The following is a 19,943-nucleotide window of genomic DNA, read 5'->3' on the forward strand; positions in this document are numbered from 1 at the left end:
ATAGGATTGTGTTATAGGCACAATCCTAATTTATAATTTTAATTCTCTCTAAAAACATTGATTTTGAGGAGTGAAATATAATGCAGGATAATAATACTATTGACTTAGATGGAAAGGTATATATTAAAGAAGGCAAGATATTTGTAATTAATCCTAAGGAAAATGGAAAGCCAGCTGTTATAACTCCATCTAAAGGACTAAAACTCATGGTGGATAAAGAAGAAGTTACTTTTAAAAAAGAAGTTTTCGCTAATAGTGAAATTGAAGTTTTTTTCCCATCTACTGTAGGTAAAAGAAATCTAAATATAAGTTTATCATTAGATAAAATGAAAGCTTATATGGATATTTCATATGAACCAAAGCTAATATACACTTTAAGAGATGAAGAAGAAGATAAAATCGTAAATTTAAAATATGAAGTTTTAGACAAGGAACTTCCTCCAAAATTCTCTAGGGAGGAAATCGAAAAAGTATTATTAGATAAGGGTATACTATATGGAATTTTAAGAAATAACATAGAAAAATGTATAAAAGAAGAGTATGTTAAAGACTGCATAATAGCTACAGGGAAAAAACCTGTAGATGGTACAGATGATACTATTAAATTAAATTTTATAGTTCAGAAAAGTTTTAAAGAAGATTCTAAGGGTAATATAGATTATAAATCTATAGGAAATATACAATATGTAAAAAGCGGAGACGTAATAGCTACTATTATAAAGGGTAAAGAAGGAATAGATGGAGTAAATGTTTTTGGAAAAATAGTGAAGAGTAAAAAAAGAAATATGGTAAAAGTTAAATGTAGTAGTGGATGTGAACTTAAAGGTGACTCTATAATAGCTATTATAGATGGTAAACCCATGTATAAACGGAATACTTTTAAAGTTAACCATGTACATGAAGTTAAAGGGAATGTTGATCTGAGTACTGGGAATATAAATTTTAGTGGTTCAGTGATTGTTTATGGTGCTGTATCGGATGGAATGAAAATAGAAAGTGGAGCTGGAATTGAAGTTTATAAAAATGTATCGGGATCAGAAATTATATCTAAAGGTAATATTTCTGTTGGAGGGAATATTATATATTCCAAAGTGATTTGTGGTGGAGAAGATAATGTAAATATAAAGGTGAATGAGGACTTAACACTACTTTCTAATATTCTAAGAGAAATTAGGTTAACTATGGAAAAGATAATAAATAAGAACCTTTTGGGTAAAGATGTAAAGCCCGGAGAAATCATAAAAGTCCTTATTGAAAATAAATTCAAAAATGTACCAGTAATAATAACTAGTATAGAAAAGTCATATGCAAAAAAGGGGACTTATAAAAACTTTATTAATATATTGAAGAAGGGTCTACTGGGATTAGGTACTTTATCTATAGAGAGTTCGGAAGATATTATGTATATGGAAAAATTACTTAAAGAAGAAATTGAAATTATAAAAGATGAAAAAATAAATTTTTCAGATGTAGATTTTAGATATGCACAAAATAGTATTATACAATCTTCTGGAGATATATATATAACGGGAAAAGGTGAATATATAACTAACATAGATGCAAATGGTAGTATATATTTTACGGGAATAAACTCTGTTGCAAGGGGTGGAATTTTAAAAGCTAAAAATGAGATAAAGTGTATGTATGTAGGAAGTGACGCAGGAGTTTCTACTAAGCTTAAAGTAGAAAGAGAAGGGCAAATTTGGGCTAAAGTTGCTTTTCAAAATACTAGATTTGCGGTTGGAACTTTAGAACATATTATTGAATATCCTTGTAAAGATGTTCATGCTTATTTAGATGAAAAAGGTGAATTAGTAGTAGAAAAGTTAAAACTATAATTTGTATTATTATTCTTAGGAGGAGGGGCTAAAGTGATTGCTGGTGAAATTAAAGTTCTTATTTTTAAAATAGATGAAGAGTATTATGCAACTGATATTATGGAAGTAGAAAGAATACTTGGACATGAAGATACAACAAAACTTCCAGATTCACCAAGCTTTATAGAAGGTGTTATAAATTATGAAGGAGATATACTACCTATAGTTAATCTGTGTACAAAATTTAACATTAAATTTAATGGAGCAAAAAAAGAATCTAAGGTAATAGTCGTAAAATCTCAAAATAATAAGATTGGTATGTTAGTAGATTCTGTATCTGAGGTTAGGGATGTGAGCCTAGATGATATAAAAATGCCTCCAAATATAGTTTCAGGAATATCTAACCGTTATATAAGAGGTTTGATAAAACATGAGGACGAAATTATCATATTTTTAGACCTAAATAGTATTTTAACTGAAGAAGAAAAAGAATTTTTAAAAGTTTAGGTGAAGATTATGAAATTTAAAGAAATTAGGGTTGGTATTGCTGATTTAAATGTTGGAGAAAATCCAGACCAATTAATTACAGTAGGACTTGGATCCTGTGTTGGGATTGTTATATATGACGGATATAAGAAAATAGGTGGACTTGCACATATAATGTTGCCAGATAGTACTCAATTTTTAAATGTTACAAATGAAATGAAATTTGCAAATCTAGCTATTCCTATTTTAATAGATAAACTTCTATATAAGGGAGCTATTAAAAGAAATTTAAAGGCTAAAATTGCTGGTGGTGCTTCAATGTTCAATTTTGCTGATAAAAGTATGATTATGGATATTGGAAACAGAAATTGTATTGCTGTAAAAAAGACTTTAAAAGAATCAGGCATACCTATAATTAGTGAGGATATTGGTGGAAATAAAGGCAGAACGGTTACGTTTGATACATCAAATGGATTATTTAAAATAAGAACTGTTGGTGTAGGTGTTAAAGAAATATAATATTGTGGAGTGATATTTATTGGAAAATATTAAAGTATTAGTTGTTGATGATTCGGCCTTAATGAGAAAAATAATATCTGACATGATAAATGAAGAAGTAGATATGGAAGTTATAGATACAGCTAAAAATGGAGAAGATCTTTTTAAAAAGTTAGATAAGAAACCAGATGTTATAACCTTAGATGTAGAAATGCCTGTTTTAAATGGAATTGAAGCATTAAAGAGAATTAAGAGCAGTGGAAATAATATTCCTGTTATCATGTTAAGTAGTGTATCGAAAAGAGGAACAGAGCTTACAATGGAATGCCTTGAGTCGGGAGCTTTTGATTTTATAGCAAAGCCTTCAGGTGCAATTTCTTTAGACATAAATAAAGTAAAAGAGGATATTGTAGGTAAGATAAGGATAGCTTATCTTAAGATTAAAAAACCAAATCAAAGATCTATTTCTAGAAATAGTATAAATATAGATTTACAAGAAAAGGCTATGCCACGAAGGAGTTCCAGAAGGAAAGAATTAAATCATAAGATAGACGCTGTCGTTATAGGGGCGTCTACAGGAGGGCCAAAGGCACTATATAAAGTAATAACGAAATTACCCAAACTAGGTATTCCAATATTTGTAGTTCAGCATATGCCTAGTGGATTCACGAAAGCATTTTCAGAGAGGTTGAATAGTAACTCTATATTAAAAGTAGTAGAAGCTGATGAGGGCATTATAATTGATAAGGATACAGTTTATATAGCCAAGGGTGGATATCATATGGAAATTGGATTAGATAAAAAAATACATTTAAATCTAGATCCTACTATGTGGGGAGTTAGACCAGCAGCAGACAAGCTTTTTCTATCTGCTTCAAAGGTATATAGGAAGAAGCTTTTAAGTGTAGTTCTAACTGGTATGGGTAAAGATGGAGCAGAAGGAACTGTTCAAGTTAAAAGCTTGGGCGGATTTACCATTTCTGAAGATGAGAGTACTTGTACTATATATGGTATGCCTAAGGCTGCTTTTGAAACTGGTAAGATAGATGAGGTATTACCTCTTAACGAAATTGCAGATAGAATAACTGAGATAGTAATTAAGAGAGGAGTTTAGTGATGGATCTAATTTATTTTGAAAAGTGGGTTCGGAAAGAATTTAACATAGATTTATCAGCATATAAATCCAATCAGCTTCATAGAAGAATAAATAGTTTAATGGATAGAGTTAACGTTAGTTCAGTAGATGAGTATATTAAGCTTTTAAAATCAGATCCATCTCAGAAGAAAAAGTTCTTGGATTTCATAACGATTAATGTTACAGAGTTTTTTAGAAATCCAGACATATTTAAAGAGTTTGAGGAATTATTAAGAAAATATATGTTAAAGGAAAATAAAGCTATTAAGGTATGGAGTGCCGCATGTTCTATAGGAGCAGAGCCTTATTCAATAGCTATGATTTTAAAAGAAATGCCTTATAAATTTAGACATGAAATTTTAGCAACAGATATAGATGATACCATTTTATTAAGAGGAAAAAAAGGAGTATATACCAAAGATGAGGTAAAGGGTATTAAACCAGATATTTTAAGTAAGTATTTTATAAATAAAGAAGATAAGTTTATTATATCCGATACCTTAAAGTCTATGGTTACATTTAAAAAGCATGACTTAATATTAGGAGCTTATGAGAAAGAATTTGATGTTATAGTGTGTAGAAATGTAGTTATATACTTTAATCAGGAAGTAAAAGATAGGATATACAAAAAATTTAGTGAATCTTTAAAAAGTGGAGGTTTATTATTTGTAGGTGCTACTGAAAGTATATATAACTATAGAGAGTTTGGTTTTGAAAAAGCTTCTACCTTTATTTATAGAAAGTTATAGGAGGAATGCAATATGGATACATCACAATATCTATCTATGTTCTTAGAAGAGTGTATGGACAATCTACAAGTTTTAAATGAAGCTCTTTTAGAACTGGAACAAAATCCAAAAGATGAAAATAAGTTAAATGAAATCTTCAGGGTAGCACATACAATTAAAGGCATGGCGGCTACTATGGGGTTTTCAGAAATGGCAGAACTTACTCATAAAATGGAAGATGTATTATCTAAATTTAGAGATGGGAAATTAAATGTAGATGCACAAGTTGTAACATTACTTTTTAAATGTTTGGATACCCTAGAACTTATGGTTAGTAATATATCTGAAGGTATAGATGATACTATTGAGATAGATGTCTTAATAAATAAATTAGAAGGAATATCAGAAAACAATAATGAAAATTCTAATAATGAAAAGTCTATAGAAATAAAAGATAATAGCAAAAGTTCAATTAAAAATGTAGAGAACGATGAGTGTACTATAGAATTGAATGAATATGATATAAGTATTGTAAAACAGGCTAGAAATAAAGGATTTAATGTGTATTCTATTTTTATTAATTTAAGTGAAAACACTATATTAAAATCTGCAAGAGCTTTCTTAATATTTAAATCTTTAGAGGAATTTGGAGAAATTATAAAGTCTACACCTAGTACAGACGATATTGAAAGTGAGAAGTTTGATTTTGAAATAAATCTTGTATTTATAACAACTCAAAGTTCTGAAGAAATATATAATATATTAAATGGAATATCTGAAGTTAAAAAAATAGAAGTAAATGAGGTTTCGTTTAATACTAAAAATAAAGAAAGTATTATAAAAGAAAAAAGTATTGAAAAAAATCTTTCCCAAAATAGTGCTACAAAAAAGAAACCTAATAAAGATATGCAACATAAAAAATCTCATCAGTCTGTTAGGGTAGATTTAGAGAGGTTGGATAAGTTTTTAACCATGGTTTCAGAACTTGTTATTCATAGAACAAGAATAGAACAGTTAGCAAGTAATCATAAGTTAAACGATCTAAATGAAACCATAGAACAAATTGGAAGAACAACATCGGATCTTCAGGAGTTAGTAATGAAAATAAGAATGCTTCCTTTAGAGGTAGTATTTAATAGGTTTCCTAGAATGATAAGAGATATTTCTATGGATTTAGGAAAAGAGATTGATTTTATAGTAAAAGGACAAGAAACTGAACTAGATAGAACCGTCATAGATGAAATAGGTGAGCCATTAATCCATCTACTAAGAAATGCTGCAGACCATGGTATTGAAGAGAAAGAAACTAGGATTAAAAATGGTAAAAATCCAGTAGGGAAAATTAAGCTATCTGCTTATCCTGAAGGAACAAAAGCTATTATAAAGGTTGAAGATGATGGTGGGGGAATAGATGTTGATAGAGTAAGATCAAAGGCTGAGGAAAAGGGAATTAACACTGAAGGTATGAGTGAAAATGATATTAAAAATCTGATTTTTCATCAGGGATTTAGTACTAATACAGAAGTTACAGATATATCTGGCAGGGGAGTTGGAATGGACGTAGTAAAAACTAAGATTACAGCTCTTGGTGGAACAGTAGATGTAATTTCAGAAATGGGTGTAGGTACAAGTTTTATTGTAAGTCTTCCACTTACCCTTCAAATAATACAAGCCCTATTGGTTAAGGTAGAAAAAGAAACTTTAGCTATTTCTTTAGGTTATATTGATAGAGTTATTAATTTTAAAGAAGATTTAATAAAGAGAACTAATAATAAAGAGGTAATAATTTATAATAATTCAGTAATTCCACTAATTAGAATTGATAAAAAACTAAATTTACAAGAAATTAAGTCCGATAAAAAATATATAGTTATTGTAAATGTAGGGGAAAAGACTGTAGGATTATTAGTTGATGATTTGTTAGGTCAGCAAGAAATAGTAATAAAACCTTTCGGAAAAACCCTTAAAGGTGTAAAAGAGTATATAGGAGCTACTATATTGGGAGATGGACTTGTAACCCTTATTCTAGATGTGTCTGCTCTAATTTAGGAGGAGGATTTATGAGCTACAAAGATTTAACTTCTATTCAACTGGATGCTTTAAGAGAGGTGGGGAATATTGGTGTTGGTAATTCTGCCACAGCATTATCACAACTTTTAAATAAAAAAATTGATATGACAGTACCTAATATCAATGTAATTTCATTTGAAGAAATATACAATAAAATAGGATCAGAAGAAGTAGTAGTTGGTATTTTAGTAAGAGTTCTAGGTGATACTCCAGGAAATATACTTTTTATATTCAGCAAAAGTGCAGCAGGAAATATTATTAAGGATTTAACAGGAGTATATGAAAATAAGTTAACTGATATGGGTGCTTCAGTATTATGTGAAATTGGAAATATAATTTCAAGTTCTTATATGAATGCTATTAGTAAATTTACTAATTTAGCCATAATGCCATCCGTACCAGCAGTAACTTGTGATATGCTTGGAGCTATATTATCAACAACTTTTATTGAATCTGGGCAATACGATGAGTATGTACTAGATATAGAAACTTCATTTATACAAGATGAAACAGCCTTGAGTGGGCACTTTTATTATGTGCCAATGCCGGGGTCTTTAGAAAAAATTTTAAATTCATTAGGAATAGGTTAAGGGAGGTAATAATTATGTCTACAAAAGTTTTAATAGTGGATGATGCTGCTTTTATGAGAATGATGATTAAGGATATATTAGAAAAAAATGGATTTGAAGTTGTGGGAGAGGCAAGTAATGGATTAAAAGGTGTCGAACTTTACAAATCAGAAAAACCAGATGTAGTTACTATGGATATTACTATGCCAGATATGGATGGTATAGAGGCTGTGAAAGCTATACGAGCTATGGATCCTCAGGCTAAAATTATAATGTGTAGTGCTATGGGACAACAGAGCATGGTTATGGATGCAATTAAGGCAGGGGCTAAAGATTTTATAGTGAAGCCATTTCAAGCAGACAGGGTTTTAGAAGCAATTAATAAGGTAGTAGGATAGGAGGGGTAAAATGCAAATTGTGGTTTTTAAAATTGGTAAGGAACAATTTGCTGTAGAAACTGAAAAAGTTAAGAGTATAACTGATACAATGCAAATAACTAGAGTTCCAAAGGCTTCTGATTACATTAAAGGACTTATAAATTTAAGAGGAAATGTAATTTCTCTCCTTAATATGCATCTACTTTTAGAACTAGAAGAGGAAAATAAGGGAGAAGGTAGAATTATTATATTAGAATTAAATCAGGAGGATGTAGGAATAGAAGTAGATGAGGTTGATGAAGTACTAGAGATAAAGGAAGATATAATAAAAAAGTTAGAAGAAAATAAAGAAAAACCATATATTGAGGGAATTATAAATTTAGGTGATAGATTAATAACTTTAATTAATATTTGCAAGTTAATACCTAATTATTAACTAAGATTTTTGTGAATAGAAATGAGGTAAGAGTATGGCTGACGTTTTGTCCCAGAGTGAAATAGATGCTCTTTTGTCTGCCTTGTCCTCTGGTGAGGTAGAGCCAGAACAACTTCAGGTAGAAGAAGAAAAACAAAAAATAAAACTTTATGATTTTAGGAGTCCTCAGAAATTCTCTAAAGAACATTTAAGAACTTTAGAACTTATACATGATAATTATGGAAGAATAATATCTACCTATTTAACAGGACAAGTTAGGAATAATGTCAAAGTTAAGATTGAAACAATACAACAAATAACTTATGAAGAATTCATTCACTCAATTCCTAATCCAACTATGCTCACTATATTTAAGATGCCTCCTTTAAATGGGACCTTGTTGTTTGAGACTAATCCAGAATTTGTGTATCAAATAACAGATGTACTTTTAGGAGGAAATGGATGCAGGAAAAATAAGAGTAGAGAATTTACAGATATAGATAAAAACATCATGAAAAGAATAAATGATGGACTCATCTATAATCTAAAACTTGCATGGGAAGATGTGCTTGATGTTGAACCTGAAATTGAAGGGTTAGAAACTAATCCTGCATTAAATCAAACTCTAGCTCCTAATGAACCAGTAGCTCTAATAACTTTTACCGTTGAGATGGGGAATAACAGCACTTTTTTAAATATTTGTATACCTTATCTTAGTGTAGAGAAATTTTTAGACAAGTTAGAAATTAAGTATTGGTTTAGAGGAAATGTTGAAGAAAAAGAAACTGAAGGTAATACGAAAATTAAAAAGAGACTTGATATAGTTTCTATAGAAATGCTTTCAGTCTTAGGTGATGTATCTCTATCTGTTGAAGAGTTTTTAAAACTTTCTACTGGGGATGTTATAGGTTTAAATACAAAATCTTCGGATCCAGTAAAAATATATATAGGGGATAGACCGTATTATTATGCAAAACCAGGTATTATAGGTAAAAACAGAGGAGTACAAGTTCTTGATATTATAGATAAGGATGTGGAAAGCTATGAATAATGGATTTCTATCACAAGAGGAGATTAATTCTCTTTTAAATGGAAATAATGATGTAGATACATCTTCAAAAAATGAATCAAGTGATACAGAAATATTAAGTGATATAGAAAAGGATATTTTAGGTGAGGTAGGAAATATTTCTATGGGGTCCGCATCTACTGCCCTCTCTACCATAATATCGCAACCAGTTAATATAACTACGCCGAATGTAGCAATTACTACTTTAAGAGAACTGAAAAGTGGTTTTGAGATACCTAATATAGCCTTAGATGTAAAGTATACTAGTGGTATTATAGGTGCAAACCTACTTGTTATGAAAGTAACAGATGCAGCTGTTATTGCAAGTTTAATGATGGGTGGAGATGGACATGTAGAAAACACCTTAGATCTATCAGAAATAGAAATAAGTGCTGTATCTGAGGCTATGAATCAAATGATTGGTTCTGCAGCAACTTCAATGGCTACTATGTTTACAAGGGAAGTTAATATATCTCCTCCAACTTCTAAGCTTTGGCGAGATATTGGTGATAAACTTTCCGAAAGTATAGATGATGATGAGACTATTGTAAGAGTTGCATTTAGACTTACCATAGGTGAATTAGTAGATAGTAAAATAATGCAGATACTACCTGTATCAACAGCAAAAACCATAGTAAATATTATGACTAATTCAGATGAGTATATAGAAGAAAATTCTTCCTTGAATAATAATCAAATAGATAAAGAGTCTTATGTAGAAGATTTTACATATCATAACTCAGAGAACTTAGAATATGAAAATCATAGCAATTTAAGTAATGCCTATAAATCTATGGATGAAAAACCTATAGAGAGTGGGGCTCCAGCCAATATTAAACAAGCTACATTTGAAACTTTAAATGATGAAAATTCCAATCACACACCTAGAAACATAGATTTAATTTTAGATGTACCTCTTAATATATCGGTAGTTTTAGGTCGTACTAAAAAGAGTATTAAAGAGGTTTTAGAATTAGGCGTGGGTTCTTTAATTGAACTTGATAAATTAGCAGAAGAGCCTGTAGAAGTTCTTGTGAATGGAAAAAAAGTTGCTTATGGAGAAGTTGTAGTTGTGGATGAGAATTTTGGAGTTAGAATTACAAGTATAATAAGTGGTGAAGATAGAGTTAAAAGTTTACGAAATAATTAATAACATTTAAAAGTAAGGCAAATAGTAGTTATATGCCTTATTTTTTATTTTTAAATGGAATAATTCTATAAACTTTTCTATAGAAAAATCGATAATTAAATTAAGGTAAGAAAAAAGGGGAATATAGGAATTTTAAGATGGAGTAGAGGAGTGAGAACATGAAAGTGAACAACATTTCAATGAATAAGTTAATTAACTTATATGATAGAAAAAATCAATATAATAATACTAAAAAAAGTACTTTGGAAAGAGATAGAATAGAGTTATCAGATATAGGAAAAAAGTTAAGTGTTGAAAATAGAAACGAGATTATCGATAAAGAAAGAGAAAATAGGATAAGGGAAATTAAAAATCAAATTGAAAAAGGTACTTATAATAGGGACTCAAGGCTAATAGCAGAAAAGATATTAGATAATATAAAAGGTAAAAATATATAGAGAGGTTGCCTAGATGAAAGAGAAACTAAAAGATGTATTACAAAGGGAAAAAGGTATATTTAAAGAATTATTAGGACTTTTAGAAGAGCAACATATATTTATCGTAAAAAATAAATCCTTTGACCTAGAAAGTATTCTAGAAAAGATAGGAGACAAGAATAAGGAAGTAGCAAAGATAGAACTAGAGAGAAGGTCCCATTTAGGGGATGAATCTATGCTGGATTTTGTGAAAAGATCTGAAGATGAAGAACTAGAGCTATTATACAGGGATGTTAAAAAATTAGTATATGAATTAAAGCTTCAAAAAGAAACAAATGAAACTTTAGTTAAACAGAGTTTAGTATTTACAAATCAGCTTCTAAATTTATTAAATCCATCTAAAACAAATCTTAAAACTTATAATTCTATAGGAAAAGTTACGAGGTGATTATATGTCAGATTTAATGTCAATTTTTAATATAGCTAAAAGAGGAATGAATACTCATCAAAAGGTAATAGGTGTTACATCTCATAACATTGCAAATGTTAACACAAAAGGATATTCAAGACAACATGCAGAAATACAAACTACAAAGCCTTTTGGAATGCCTGATATGACTTCTTCAATAAGCCCGGGACAACTAGGGACAGGCTCTCATGTGCAATCAATCCAAAGAGTAAGAGATGGTTTTCTAGACTACCAAATTAGAAATGAAAGTAGTACTTTAGGAAGATATGAATCTAGAGAGAAATATCTAAATGAGATAGAGAGTATATTTAATGAACCTACAGAGTATGGAATGTCAACTATGATTGGGAAATTTTTTGAGGCTTGGTATGGTGTTTCAAAACAACCAGAAGATTCCAATGCTAGAACTGTAGCAGCTCAACAATCAGATGCCTTGGCAAAAGAGTTAAACCATACCTACAATCAATTAAAAGATTTAAAAGCAAATGTAAGAAGTGAAATAAAAGAAAAAGTTTTTAATATAAATAATGTCTTAGCTCAGTTAGATGACTTAAATCAACAAATAATGAGTGTAAAAATATCAGGTATGGAGCCTAATGATTTAATGGATAGGCGAGACCTACTAATTGATAATTTAAGTAAGGATTTCAATATTAATATAGATAAAAAGGAATTTAATTCTTATAATTTAAGTCCTGGAACATTAAAAGGTGTGCCTGGAAATGGGGAACCTCTCTTAGTGAGAAAAGAACCTAATTTTAATGTTAGCAGGTTTTCATACGTAAAGGGAATAGAAAGCACACAAGAGGCAAGTGGAGAATATTCCTTAAAGATAAGCTATTTTAAAAAAGGAAATGCTAATGAAGAAGGAAAGCCAATAATAATAAAAGGTATAAAAAATAAAGAAGAATTAAAAGAGATAACAAGATATATAGATGAATGCAGGGTTATCTGGTCGGATAAAGATGGAAAATCCTACTGTGAAGGAAAAGACATAGATTTAAATGCCATTAGGGAAAGTGGCAGTATTAATATGGATATGTTTACAGAACGATTAGGATTATTTGTTCCTGATAGTGGAGAATTAAAAGGATTTATGTCTGTTCAAAAGGACGTAGATAAATACATGGATCAACTGAATAAACTAGCAAAATCAATAGCTTTATCAGTAAATACAATTCATAGCGGGAAAATAAATCCTGGTTCTCCCAAAGATAAAGTAGTAGGAACTGTAGATGCAGACTATATGCCTTTTTTTGTGAATGGAGAGGTAGCTAGAGATAAATATGATTTAGAAAATAAATTACAGGGAGATAATTTAAAAGAGGTATTGGATAAAGAAGTGGAGATTAATGCTGGTAATATATCTTTAAATAAATGGATCTTGTCAGATGTTATGCAAATTAAAACGAAAACTCATGATGATGAGTATGCATATTCTGGGGATAATAAAAAAGATGGTGAATCCGATGGCAATAGAGCTTTAGCTATATCAAGGTTACAGTATACTCTCATAAAGATTCAAGGAATTAAGGATACTACCACTAGAGAAGAGTTTATAAAAAGTTTAACTGGAACTGGAGAAAATTCTAAGTTAATAAGGAGTGATTTAGGCTTAGATGTTATAGAAAATAATATAAATGGTATGAAAATAGATGCCTATTTTAAGGATATAGTTGATGAGCTTGGAATTCAAACTTCTGAAGCACATAGAATAGTTATAAATCAAAAAGAACTTTTATCAGGATTTTCAGATGCAAGAGAATCTGTATCTGGTGTTTCTATAGACGAAGAGATGGCAAACTTAGTCCAATTTCAACATGCATATCAAGCAAGTGCTAGAATGATATCTGTTGTAGATCAATTATTGGATGTAGTTATAAACGGTTTAATTAGATAATTTAGGGGGTCTTTTTATGAGGATTACAAATAAAATGCTTTCAAATAATTTTTTAAGAGATTTAAGTGTTAATATAAATAATTTTAATAAAATTAACGAGCAAGTTACGTCAAAGAAAGAATTTAGACGACCTTCAGATGATCCATTTAAAGTTGCAAGAGCTATGCAGCTGCACACAGATATAAATATAAATAAACAGTATAATAAGAATATTAAAGATACTATAAATTATCTTAATGTTACTGATACAGCTTTAGGTCAAGGTGTTGATGTACTTAAAAGAATTAATGAACTTTTAGTATCTGCAGGAGATGCTCCTTATGGTTCTGGAGAAAGATCAGCTATTAATGATGAAATAAAGCAAAAGGTGGATGAATTTGGGCAAATACTTAACACTAACTTTGATGGTAAATATGTTTTTGGCGGTTCTAGGGGTACTACAAAACCTATAGAAGTGATTAAAGAAAATGGAAAGATTGAATTAAAATATTTTAAAAAAGAAGGTGGGCATCTAGATCTTAGCAAACCAGAAGATTTAGAGCAATTTAATACTTTAAATCAAAAACTTAAAATGGAAATTTCTCAAGGTGTTGTTCTTGATTATAATGCAACTTCCATAGAAGTTATGCAATTTAAAACAGATAAGGGTGAAGAAAGAGATTTAATGAAAATTTTTAAGTCTATTACCAATCATTTAGATGGGAAAGATTCTGATGGAACTGCAGATAGTAAGGATGCAATAGATAAATTACTTACAGATGATTTAGAAGGAATTAAGGATAGCATAAGTAATTTACTTAAAATAAGATCAGAGGTAGGGGCTAAACAAAATAGAATGGATTCTGCAAAAGAGAAGAATGATGAGCAGAATTTTAACCTAAAAGAAATATTAAGTAATACAGAGGATATTGATGTAACTGAAAAAAGTATAGAGTTTAATATAGCTTACGCTGTACTTATATCCACCCTACAAGCTAGTGCAAAAGTTATTCAACCATCACTTCTAGATTTCTTAAGATAATCCTACAAGGAGAGAAAAATATGATTTTAAAAACAAAATATCATGGAGAAATAAATTATGATAACCATGAGGTTATAATCTTTAAAAAGGGGTTACTAGGATTTCAAAACTTAAAAAAATTTATAGTGTTTCCACTTAAGGACAATAAAGTTTTTAATGTGGTTCATTCTATCGAAGATACAGGCATAGGTTTTGTTGTTTCTTCTCCATTTAATATAAATAAAAATTATGAATTTAGACTTTCTCAAAATACTTTAGAAGAATTAAACATAGAGGACAGCAATGAAGTTTTAGTTCTGAATATATTAACTATAAATTCAGATATAAAAAAGACAACAGTTAACTTAAGAGCCCCCTTAATAATAAACATCAAAAGTAAATTAGGACAACAGATAATCCTAAACAATGAAGAATATTCTATAAAAACACCTATTTTTAAGGAGATTAAGTAATGTTAGTTATTAAAAGAAAACAAGGGCAGTCAATTATGATAGGTGAGGATATTCAAATTACTGTTATATCCAGTGAGGGTGGGTCTGTAAAATTAGGTATTAATGCTCCTAAAGAGTTATCTGTATTAAGAGAAGAGTTAATAGAAGAAGTAAAATACGAAAATGAAAATGCTATTAATATTGATATAGAAGCTTTAAAAAACATATCCTTTTTGAAAGAAAAATAGGGTGGTGCTATGATGGGAATAAGCAAAATAAATAGTAATCTATCATTAGATAGTGGATTTATATGTACTGAAAAACGAGAATCAGTAGATATATCATTAAACGGTAAGATAAGTAGATATTCTGATGAAGATATTAAAAATGCAGGAGATATAATTAGTAAAATTCTAGAAAAAGATGATTGTAGATTAGAGTATAGAAATCATGAAAAATTTAAATATATTACTATGATTAAGTTGGTGGATTCTAAAACTGGAGATGTTATAAAAGAAATTCCACCAGAAAAAATCCTAGATATGGTAGCATCTATGTGTGAAATGGTAGGACTTATGATTGATGAGAAGGCCTAAAATATTTAACCTATTTTAAATGGGAGGAAAGTATATGACTTATGCAAATGCCTATAATACTTATAAAAATAATAGTATAAATTACGCATCTAAAGAACAACTACTACTTATGCTTGTAGATGGAGCTGTTAAGTTTTCCAAAATATCAAGAGAAGGAATTTTAGAGAATGATTTTGAAAAGGCAAATACTAATATAATTAAAACTCAAAATATTTTCTATGAGCTCATGACATCACTAGACACTAATTTAGGTGGTGAATGGGCAAAAAACTTATATAGCATTTATGAATTCATAGTGCAAAACTTAATAAACGCTAATATTAAAAAAGATATTGAAATATTAAACGAGACAATTCCTCTTATAGAGAATGTTAAAGAAATTTGGTATGAGGCTTATAAGGTTAGTAAGGTGGCAAAATAAGGAGGGGGATATAAATGAGTGATTATATGAGACTTACAGGTCTTGCAACTGGTTTAGATACAGATAATATGATAAAGCAAATGATGAAACCTTATGTAATGAAAATGGAGAAGGTTAGCGCTGATAGACAAAGAATCAACTGGAGGCAAGAATTATACAGGGATATAATTAAAGATGTAAATAAGATTAATTATGATTTTTTAGATATAATTGGGGGCGAAAAAAACGTAAGCAACCTGGAAAAAGCCTATATTCATACTATGGAAGATAAAGAAGGCACATCTGCAATTGTTAAAGGAAATACGTCAGCTATGAGTGGTAGATATAAGATAGATGTAAAAAGTGTGGCTAGTGGTGCCAAAGTTTTAACTAAGGATGAAGTTAACAATCATGAGGATTTTAAATTAGAAAAAGATGAGATATTAGAAATAAGTTATGGTAGTAAAGGAAAAGATGGAATTAAAGATACAATTACTGTAGAGCTTAATGCTGGAGATTCCTTAAAAACTATTTTTAATAAGATAGAAAAAGAAACAAAAGGAAAAGTAGTTGCTAAATATTCTGAACTAACAAAGAGTATATCTATAGAAACTAAGGATACTGGAGCTAATATGTATTTAGATATAGATTCAAAGGTATCAGTTAAACAGGCGGATGGAACTATAGGGAAGACAGGGGAATCAGGGTTCTTAGAAGTGTTAGGAATTGAGAGAAAAGAATCTAAAGATGCAGTTTTCGACGTAGTTCTTCCTGGGGGGAATCTAGTTACTGGAGTAAAATCTAGCAAAAACACTTATACAGCAGATGGAGTTGTATATAATTTTATAGATACTGGAGTAACAACATTTAATTTAAATAAAAATGTGGATGATATTTACAATAGAATAAAAGGATTTGTAGATGAATACAATAAATTGGTATATAAGGTTAATATAAAGGTTAGTGAAAATAAAAATAGGGATTTTAAACCTCTTACAGAGGAGCAAAGGAAAGAACTAAAACAAGAGGAAATTAAAAAATGGGAAGATAAATGTAAGGAAGGAATTCTAAGGGGTGATGCTGATCTTCAAAATATGATGACAAGGCTTAGAAGAGCTTTCTTTGATGATGTAGAAGGTGTAACTTCTAAGTTCGGGAAGTCTATAGGAGTATCTACATCAAGAGATTATTCTAAGCAAGGTAAGATAGAGATAAATGAGTTTAAGTTTAAGGAAGCACTAAAAGAAGATACGGAAAAGGTGCTAAGCTTATTTACGAAAAAAAGTGATATTCCATATTCTGCTACAAATCAGGAGAAAAGAAGTGAAAGGTATAAGGAAGAAGGGATTTTTCAAAGAGTAAGAGATGTATTTTTAGACTATACAAGAACTCTAGGATATGGTAGTGATAAAAAAGGTATATTAATAGAAAAAGCAGGGATGAAAGATGAATATGGAAGTTTTAATGAATTTACAAATCTTTTATCAAAAGAAATAAAATTAAAAGATAAGATGATTATAAGGATGCAAAAAGATGTAGCTTTAAAGGAAAAATACTTTTATAATCACTTTTCTAGATTAGAGGTTATTATGAATAAGATGAATGCCCAATCAAATTGGCTTATGGGGCAACTAGGTATGGGAGCTAAATAGCATGAATAATTTACAATATGGTATTAGCTTAAGAGAAAACTTAGAGAATTATATTAATTTCACAAAAGAAGCCATAGGTTTACTTGAAGAACAGGAATTGAATGAAGAAAAGATATATAAGATAGAAGGTCTAATAGACAAAAGGGATAAAATAATTTTATATATGAAAGCTTCTGATTATCCTAAGGAAGACTTTATAAATGCCTGTGATAAACATGAAATTTTTAATTTAGAAAATAAGTTAGACAAGCTAATAAAAAGTAAAATGAAAAATATAAAAGAGGAAATAAGTAAAATTAAAAACTCTGTAATAGCTAATGAGAATTATAGTAAAAATACAAATCATAGTCTAAGATTTTTAAATAAAAGAGTGTAAGTAGAGGTGATTATTTAATGAGATTAAGCCAGAATTTAGCTTCTTTAAATGTATATAGAAACCATCTTTATAATTTAAAGAATCAGAGTAGAAGTATGGCTAGGATTAGCAGTGGGAGTAAATTTGATTCATTTAAGGATGATCCAATAGCATATGCACAAAGTGAGAAATTTCGATTACAATTAGGATCCTACACCAGTGCCGCTAAAAATATTCAAGATAATATTAGTATGTTACAAACGGCAGAGGGTGGTATGAATTCTATTTCTGATAGCTTAAATAGAATTAGAACTCTAGTTGTTAGTTCAGGTGGAGGTTCTACTGAGAAGGATAAAGCACATATAATGAATGAAATAGAATCTATACTAGAGGGCATAGACTATACAAGTAAGAACACTGAATTTAATAGTATAAAACTCTTATGTAATGAAGAATCTACAGATATTAAAAATCCTCAAATAATTAAAAGTTTGATAGGGAATGGTAAGGAAGATAAAGTAGATATACCCATATACAACATAACTACAGAATCCCTAGGTTTAAAGGAAAAAGATAAAGTTAATATATATTTTGACGATATACCAAAAACTCTTATGCTTATAGATAATTCTATAGGAGCTATAAATTCAATTAGATCTAAATATGGTGCCCTTGAGAGTAGATTAGAAGAAAATTTTAATAATATGAATGAGATTTACAATACAGTGCAAAAAGCGGAAAGTTTTATAAGAGACACAGATATAGGAGAGGAAATTATAGAAGTTACTAAAAGTTCTATATTAATAGAGGCAGGAAATGCAATAATGGTTCAAACTAATAAATTTCCACTTGAAGTTTTAAGAATATTGGAAAATGCGAAGTAAAACTTAATAATATTAAATTTATAATATTTTTAAAGAACATATATTCTAATGTTTACAGTTATGAATTATGTTCTTTTCTTTTCATATTTATGTATATAAATACGTAATATACAGGAAATATATTAATATTTAAATATTAGTTATATTTTTACTCAAATAAATATTAAAATCACTGTAAAATTTATATAAAAAGGTTTATTTTTGATTTACAGTTAGGTATAATTAATTGTAGGTAAAAGATGTTTAATTTAAACTTGATTTAAACTTAACTTATAATTAAATGAATATTTAAATTTTAAATTAAATATATTGAGTGTTAAAAAAATCAAAAAGAAAGAGGTGAGAATAATGAGTACTTTAATAGGTTTTTCTAATAACAGTTCAAGTGGAGATGTTTATAAAAATTTAAAAAATGGTATAAGCGCTTCTTATGAAAGAAGTAAGGTTATATCAAATAATGTTTCCAATATTAATACTAAGGGTTATAAAAGATTTGATGTAGTTCTAGAAGAAAAATTAAGTAAAGGAAAAGTTGATATGAAGAATACAGATAAAAAACATATCAATGACAATTTTAATTCTAAAGGATATAAGGTTATTAGAGATGAAAACGGTGCTATGAGAAATGATGGAAATAATGTAGATGTAGATATAGAAATGACTAATTTAGCATCAAACTCTATATTATATAATGCTTTAGTAACACATATAAATAATGATTTTTCTATGAAAACAAATGTAATAAAGGGAGGAAGATAAATTGAAGGCTTTTAGTAATATGAGAATAAGCTCTAGCGGTCTTTCTGCAGAAAGGCTCAGAATGGATACTATATCATCGAATATTGTTAATCATAGAACTACAAGAGGAAGTAATGGAAAGCCCTATGTTAGGAAAGTTGCCTTATTTGAGGAAAACTTAAGAAATGAAATTGATAGAGAAACTGGAGTAAAAAATAAAAAGTTAATGGGTATAAAATCCGTTGGAGTAGAAGAAGACCCATCACCTTTAAGAAAGGTATATGAACCTTCACACCCGGACGCTGATGATAATGGATATGTAACTATGCCAAATGTTAATATACTTAATGAAGTGGCAGATTTAATATCAGCTTCAAGAGCTTATGAAGCTAATATTACAGCTATAAATGCTGAAAAAGGAATACTTCTTAAAAGTATAGAGATAGGAAGATAGGAGAATTATTATGAAGATAAATGAGTTTATACCTATAAAAACTATAGATATGTTGCAAAGTAATAAAGAAGAAAAGGTAAGTGATAATAAATCAGGTTTTGCTAAAACTTTAAAAGAAGAGCTAGATAATGTTAATGAAGTTCAACTTAAGAATCAGGTAAATACAAGTGATTTTTTAAGTGGAAAAGATATAGACATGCATGAATTAATGCTTGGAGCATCAGAGGCTAAGATATCCTTGCAATATGCAATAGAAATAAGAAATAAATTATTAGATGCATATACAGAATTAAACAGGATGCAACTATAGTTT

General features: G+C 29.1%; 25 protein-coding genes. All 25 read left to right on the forward strand.

Features of this window, described 5'->3' with window-relative positions; translation table 11 throughout:
* Window positions 1-80 precede the first annotated feature (80 nt).
* The 25 genes from FGL08_RS05280 to fliE all read left to right on the forward strand — a co-directional run bounded on the left by FGL08_RS05280 (window position 81) and on the right by fliE (window position 19,940).
* Window positions 81-1,838, forward strand: a complete 1,758-nt coding sequence (locus FGL08_RS05280) for a flagellar assembly protein A (protein WP_138209784.1) — start codon at window positions 81-83, stop codon at window positions 1,836-1,838.
* A gap of 36 nt (window positions 1,839-1,874) precedes the next feature.
* Window positions 1,875-2,324: a chemotaxis protein CheW gene (locus tag FGL08_RS05285; protein ID WP_415578638.1), complete on the forward strand. Its 450-nt coding sequence runs from the start codon at window positions 1,875-1,877 to the stop codon at window positions 2,322-2,324.
* A gap of 9 nt (window positions 2,325-2,333) precedes the next feature.
* The gene (locus FGL08_RS05290; RefSeq protein WP_138209786.1) at window positions 2,334-2,822 is read left to right on the forward strand and encodes a chemotaxis protein CheD; all 489 of its coding nucleotides are present in this window, start codon (window positions 2,334-2,336) and stop codon (window positions 2,820-2,822) included.
* Between the two features lie 19 nt (window positions 2,823-2,841).
* Window positions 2,842-3,915, forward strand: a complete 1,074-nt coding sequence (locus FGL08_RS05295; RefSeq protein ID WP_138209787.1) for a protein-glutamate methylesterase/protein-glutamine glutaminase — start codon at window positions 2,842-2,844, stop codon at window positions 3,913-3,915.
* Window positions 3,916-3,917: 2 nt separating this feature from the next.
* Window positions 3,918-4,685, forward strand: a complete 768-nt coding sequence (locus FGL08_RS05300; protein WP_138209788.1) for a CheR family methyltransferase — start codon at window positions 3,918-3,920, stop codon at window positions 4,683-4,685.
* Window positions 4,686-4,697: 12 nt separating this feature from the next.
* Window positions 4,698-6,713 (forward strand): chemotaxis protein CheA, encoded by a 2,016-nt coding sequence (locus FGL08_RS05305; RefSeq protein ID WP_138209789.1) that lies wholly within the window; start codon window positions 4,698-4,700, stop codon window positions 6,711-6,713.
* An 11-nt stretch (window positions 6,714-6,724) separates the two neighbouring features.
* The gene (locus FGL08_RS05310) at window positions 6,725-7,324 is read left to right on the forward strand and encodes a chemotaxis protein CheC (protein WP_138209790.1); all 600 of its coding nucleotides are present in this window, start codon (window positions 6,725-6,727) and stop codon (window positions 7,322-7,324) included.
* A 14-nt stretch (window positions 7,325-7,338) separates the two neighbouring features.
* The gene (locus FGL08_RS05315) at window positions 7,339-7,701 is read left to right on the forward strand and encodes a response regulator (RefSeq protein ID WP_138209791.1); all 363 of its coding nucleotides are present in this window, start codon (window positions 7,339-7,341) and stop codon (window positions 7,699-7,701) included.
* 10 nt (window positions 7,702-7,711) lie between these two features.
* Window positions 7,712-8,116: a chemotaxis protein CheW gene (locus FGL08_RS05320; protein ID WP_138209792.1), complete on the forward strand. Its 405-nt coding sequence runs from the start codon at window positions 7,712-7,714 to the stop codon at window positions 8,114-8,116.
* Window positions 8,117-8,150: 34 nt separating this feature from the next.
* A complete protein-coding gene (fliM, locus tag FGL08_RS05325; protein ID WP_138209793.1) occupies window positions 8,151-9,146 on the forward strand; it encodes a flagellar motor switch protein FliM in 996 nt (331 codons plus the stop codon).
* On the forward strand, window positions 9,139-10,314 hold the full coding sequence (fliY, locus tag FGL08_RS05330; protein ID WP_138209794.1) for a flagellar motor switch phosphatase FliY: 1,176 nt from the start codon (window positions 9,139-9,141) through the stop codon (window positions 10,312-10,314). Before fliM ends, fliY begins: the two co-directional genes overlap by 8 nt.
* A gap of 158 nt (window positions 10,315-10,472) precedes the next feature.
* Window positions 10,473-10,751, forward strand: coding sequence for a flagellar biosynthesis anti-sigma factor FlgM (locus FGL08_RS05335; RefSeq protein WP_138209795.1), 279 nt, complete (start codon window positions 10,473-10,475; stop codon window positions 10,749-10,751).
* Between the two features lie 13 nt (window positions 10,752-10,764).
* Complete coding sequence (locus FGL08_RS05340) at window positions 10,765-11,178, forward strand: flagellar protein FlgN (protein ID WP_138209796.1); 414 nt, start codon at window positions 10,765-10,767, stop codon at window positions 11,176-11,178.
* Window positions 11,179-11,182: 4 nt separating this feature from the next.
* Entirely contained in the window at window positions 11,183-13,099 is a 1,917-nt protein-coding gene (gene flgK / locus FGL08_RS05345; RefSeq protein WP_138209797.1) for a flagellar hook-associated protein FlgK, read from the forward strand.
* A 16-nt stretch (window positions 13,100-13,115) separates the two neighbouring features.
* On the forward strand, window positions 13,116-14,120 hold the full coding sequence (flgL, locus tag FGL08_RS05350; RefSeq protein WP_138209798.1) for a flagellar hook-associated protein FlgL: 1,005 nt from the start codon (window positions 13,116-13,118) through the stop codon (window positions 14,118-14,120).
* A gap of 20 nt (window positions 14,121-14,140) precedes the next feature.
* On the forward strand, window positions 14,141-14,572 hold the full coding sequence (gene fliW / locus FGL08_RS05355) for a flagellar assembly protein FliW (protein ID WP_138209799.1): 432 nt from the start codon (window positions 14,141-14,143) through the stop codon (window positions 14,570-14,572).
* A complete protein-coding gene (gene csrA, locus FGL08_RS05360; protein ID WP_138209800.1) occupies window positions 14,572-14,799 on the forward strand; it encodes a carbon storage regulator CsrA in 228 nt (75 codons plus the stop codon). Before fliW ends, csrA begins: the two co-directional genes overlap by 1 nt.
* 9 nt (window positions 14,800-14,808) lie before the next feature.
* Entirely contained in the window at window positions 14,809-15,147 is a 339-nt protein-coding gene (locus tag FGL08_RS05365; RefSeq protein WP_138209801.1) for a flagellar protein FlaG, read from the forward strand.
* A gap of 34 nt (window positions 15,148-15,181) precedes the next feature.
* Complete coding sequence (fliS, locus tag FGL08_RS05370) at window positions 15,182-15,568, forward strand: flagellar export chaperone FliS (protein ID WP_138209802.1); 387 nt, start codon at window positions 15,182-15,184, stop codon at window positions 15,566-15,568.
* A gap of 14 nt (window positions 15,569-15,582) precedes the next feature.
* Complete coding sequence (gene fliD / locus FGL08_RS05375) at window positions 15,583-17,199, forward strand: flagellar filament capping protein FliD (protein ID WP_138209803.1); 1,617 nt, start codon at window positions 15,583-15,585, stop codon at window positions 17,197-17,199.
* Window position 17,200: 1 nt separating this feature from the next.
* A complete protein-coding gene (locus tag FGL08_RS05380) occupies window positions 17,201-17,575 on the forward strand; it encodes a hypothetical protein (protein ID WP_138209804.1) in 375 nt (124 codons plus the stop codon).
* Between the two features lie 17 nt (window positions 17,576-17,592).
* The gene (locus tag FGL08_RS05385; RefSeq protein WP_138209805.1) at window positions 17,593-18,438 is read left to right on the forward strand and encodes a flagellin; all 846 of its coding nucleotides are present in this window, start codon (window positions 17,593-17,595) and stop codon (window positions 18,436-18,438) included.
* Window positions 18,439-18,786: 348 nt separating this feature from the next.
* A complete protein-coding gene (gene flgB / locus FGL08_RS05390) occupies window positions 18,787-19,197 on the forward strand; it encodes a flagellar basal body rod protein FlgB (RefSeq protein WP_138209806.1) in 411 nt (136 codons plus the stop codon).
* Window position 19,198: 1 nt separating this feature from the next.
* Window positions 19,199-19,630, forward strand: a complete 432-nt coding sequence (flgC, locus tag FGL08_RS05395; RefSeq protein WP_138209807.1) for a flagellar basal body rod protein FlgC — start codon at window positions 19,199-19,201, stop codon at window positions 19,628-19,630.
* 10 nt (window positions 19,631-19,640) lie between these two features.
* Window positions 19,641-19,940 carry a flagellar hook-basal body complex protein FliE gene (gene fliE / locus FGL08_RS05400; RefSeq protein ID WP_138209808.1) on the forward strand — a complete coding sequence of 100 codons (300 nt, stop codon included), beginning with the start codon at window positions 19,641-19,643 and terminating at the stop codon, window positions 19,938-19,940.
* Window positions 19,941-19,943 lie beyond the last annotated feature (3 nt).

This window comes from Hathewaya histolytica (genome assembly GCF_901482605.1).
GTDB classification, from domain to species: domain Bacteria; phylum Bacillota; class Clostridia; order Clostridiales; family Clostridiaceae; genus Hathewaya; species Hathewaya histolytica.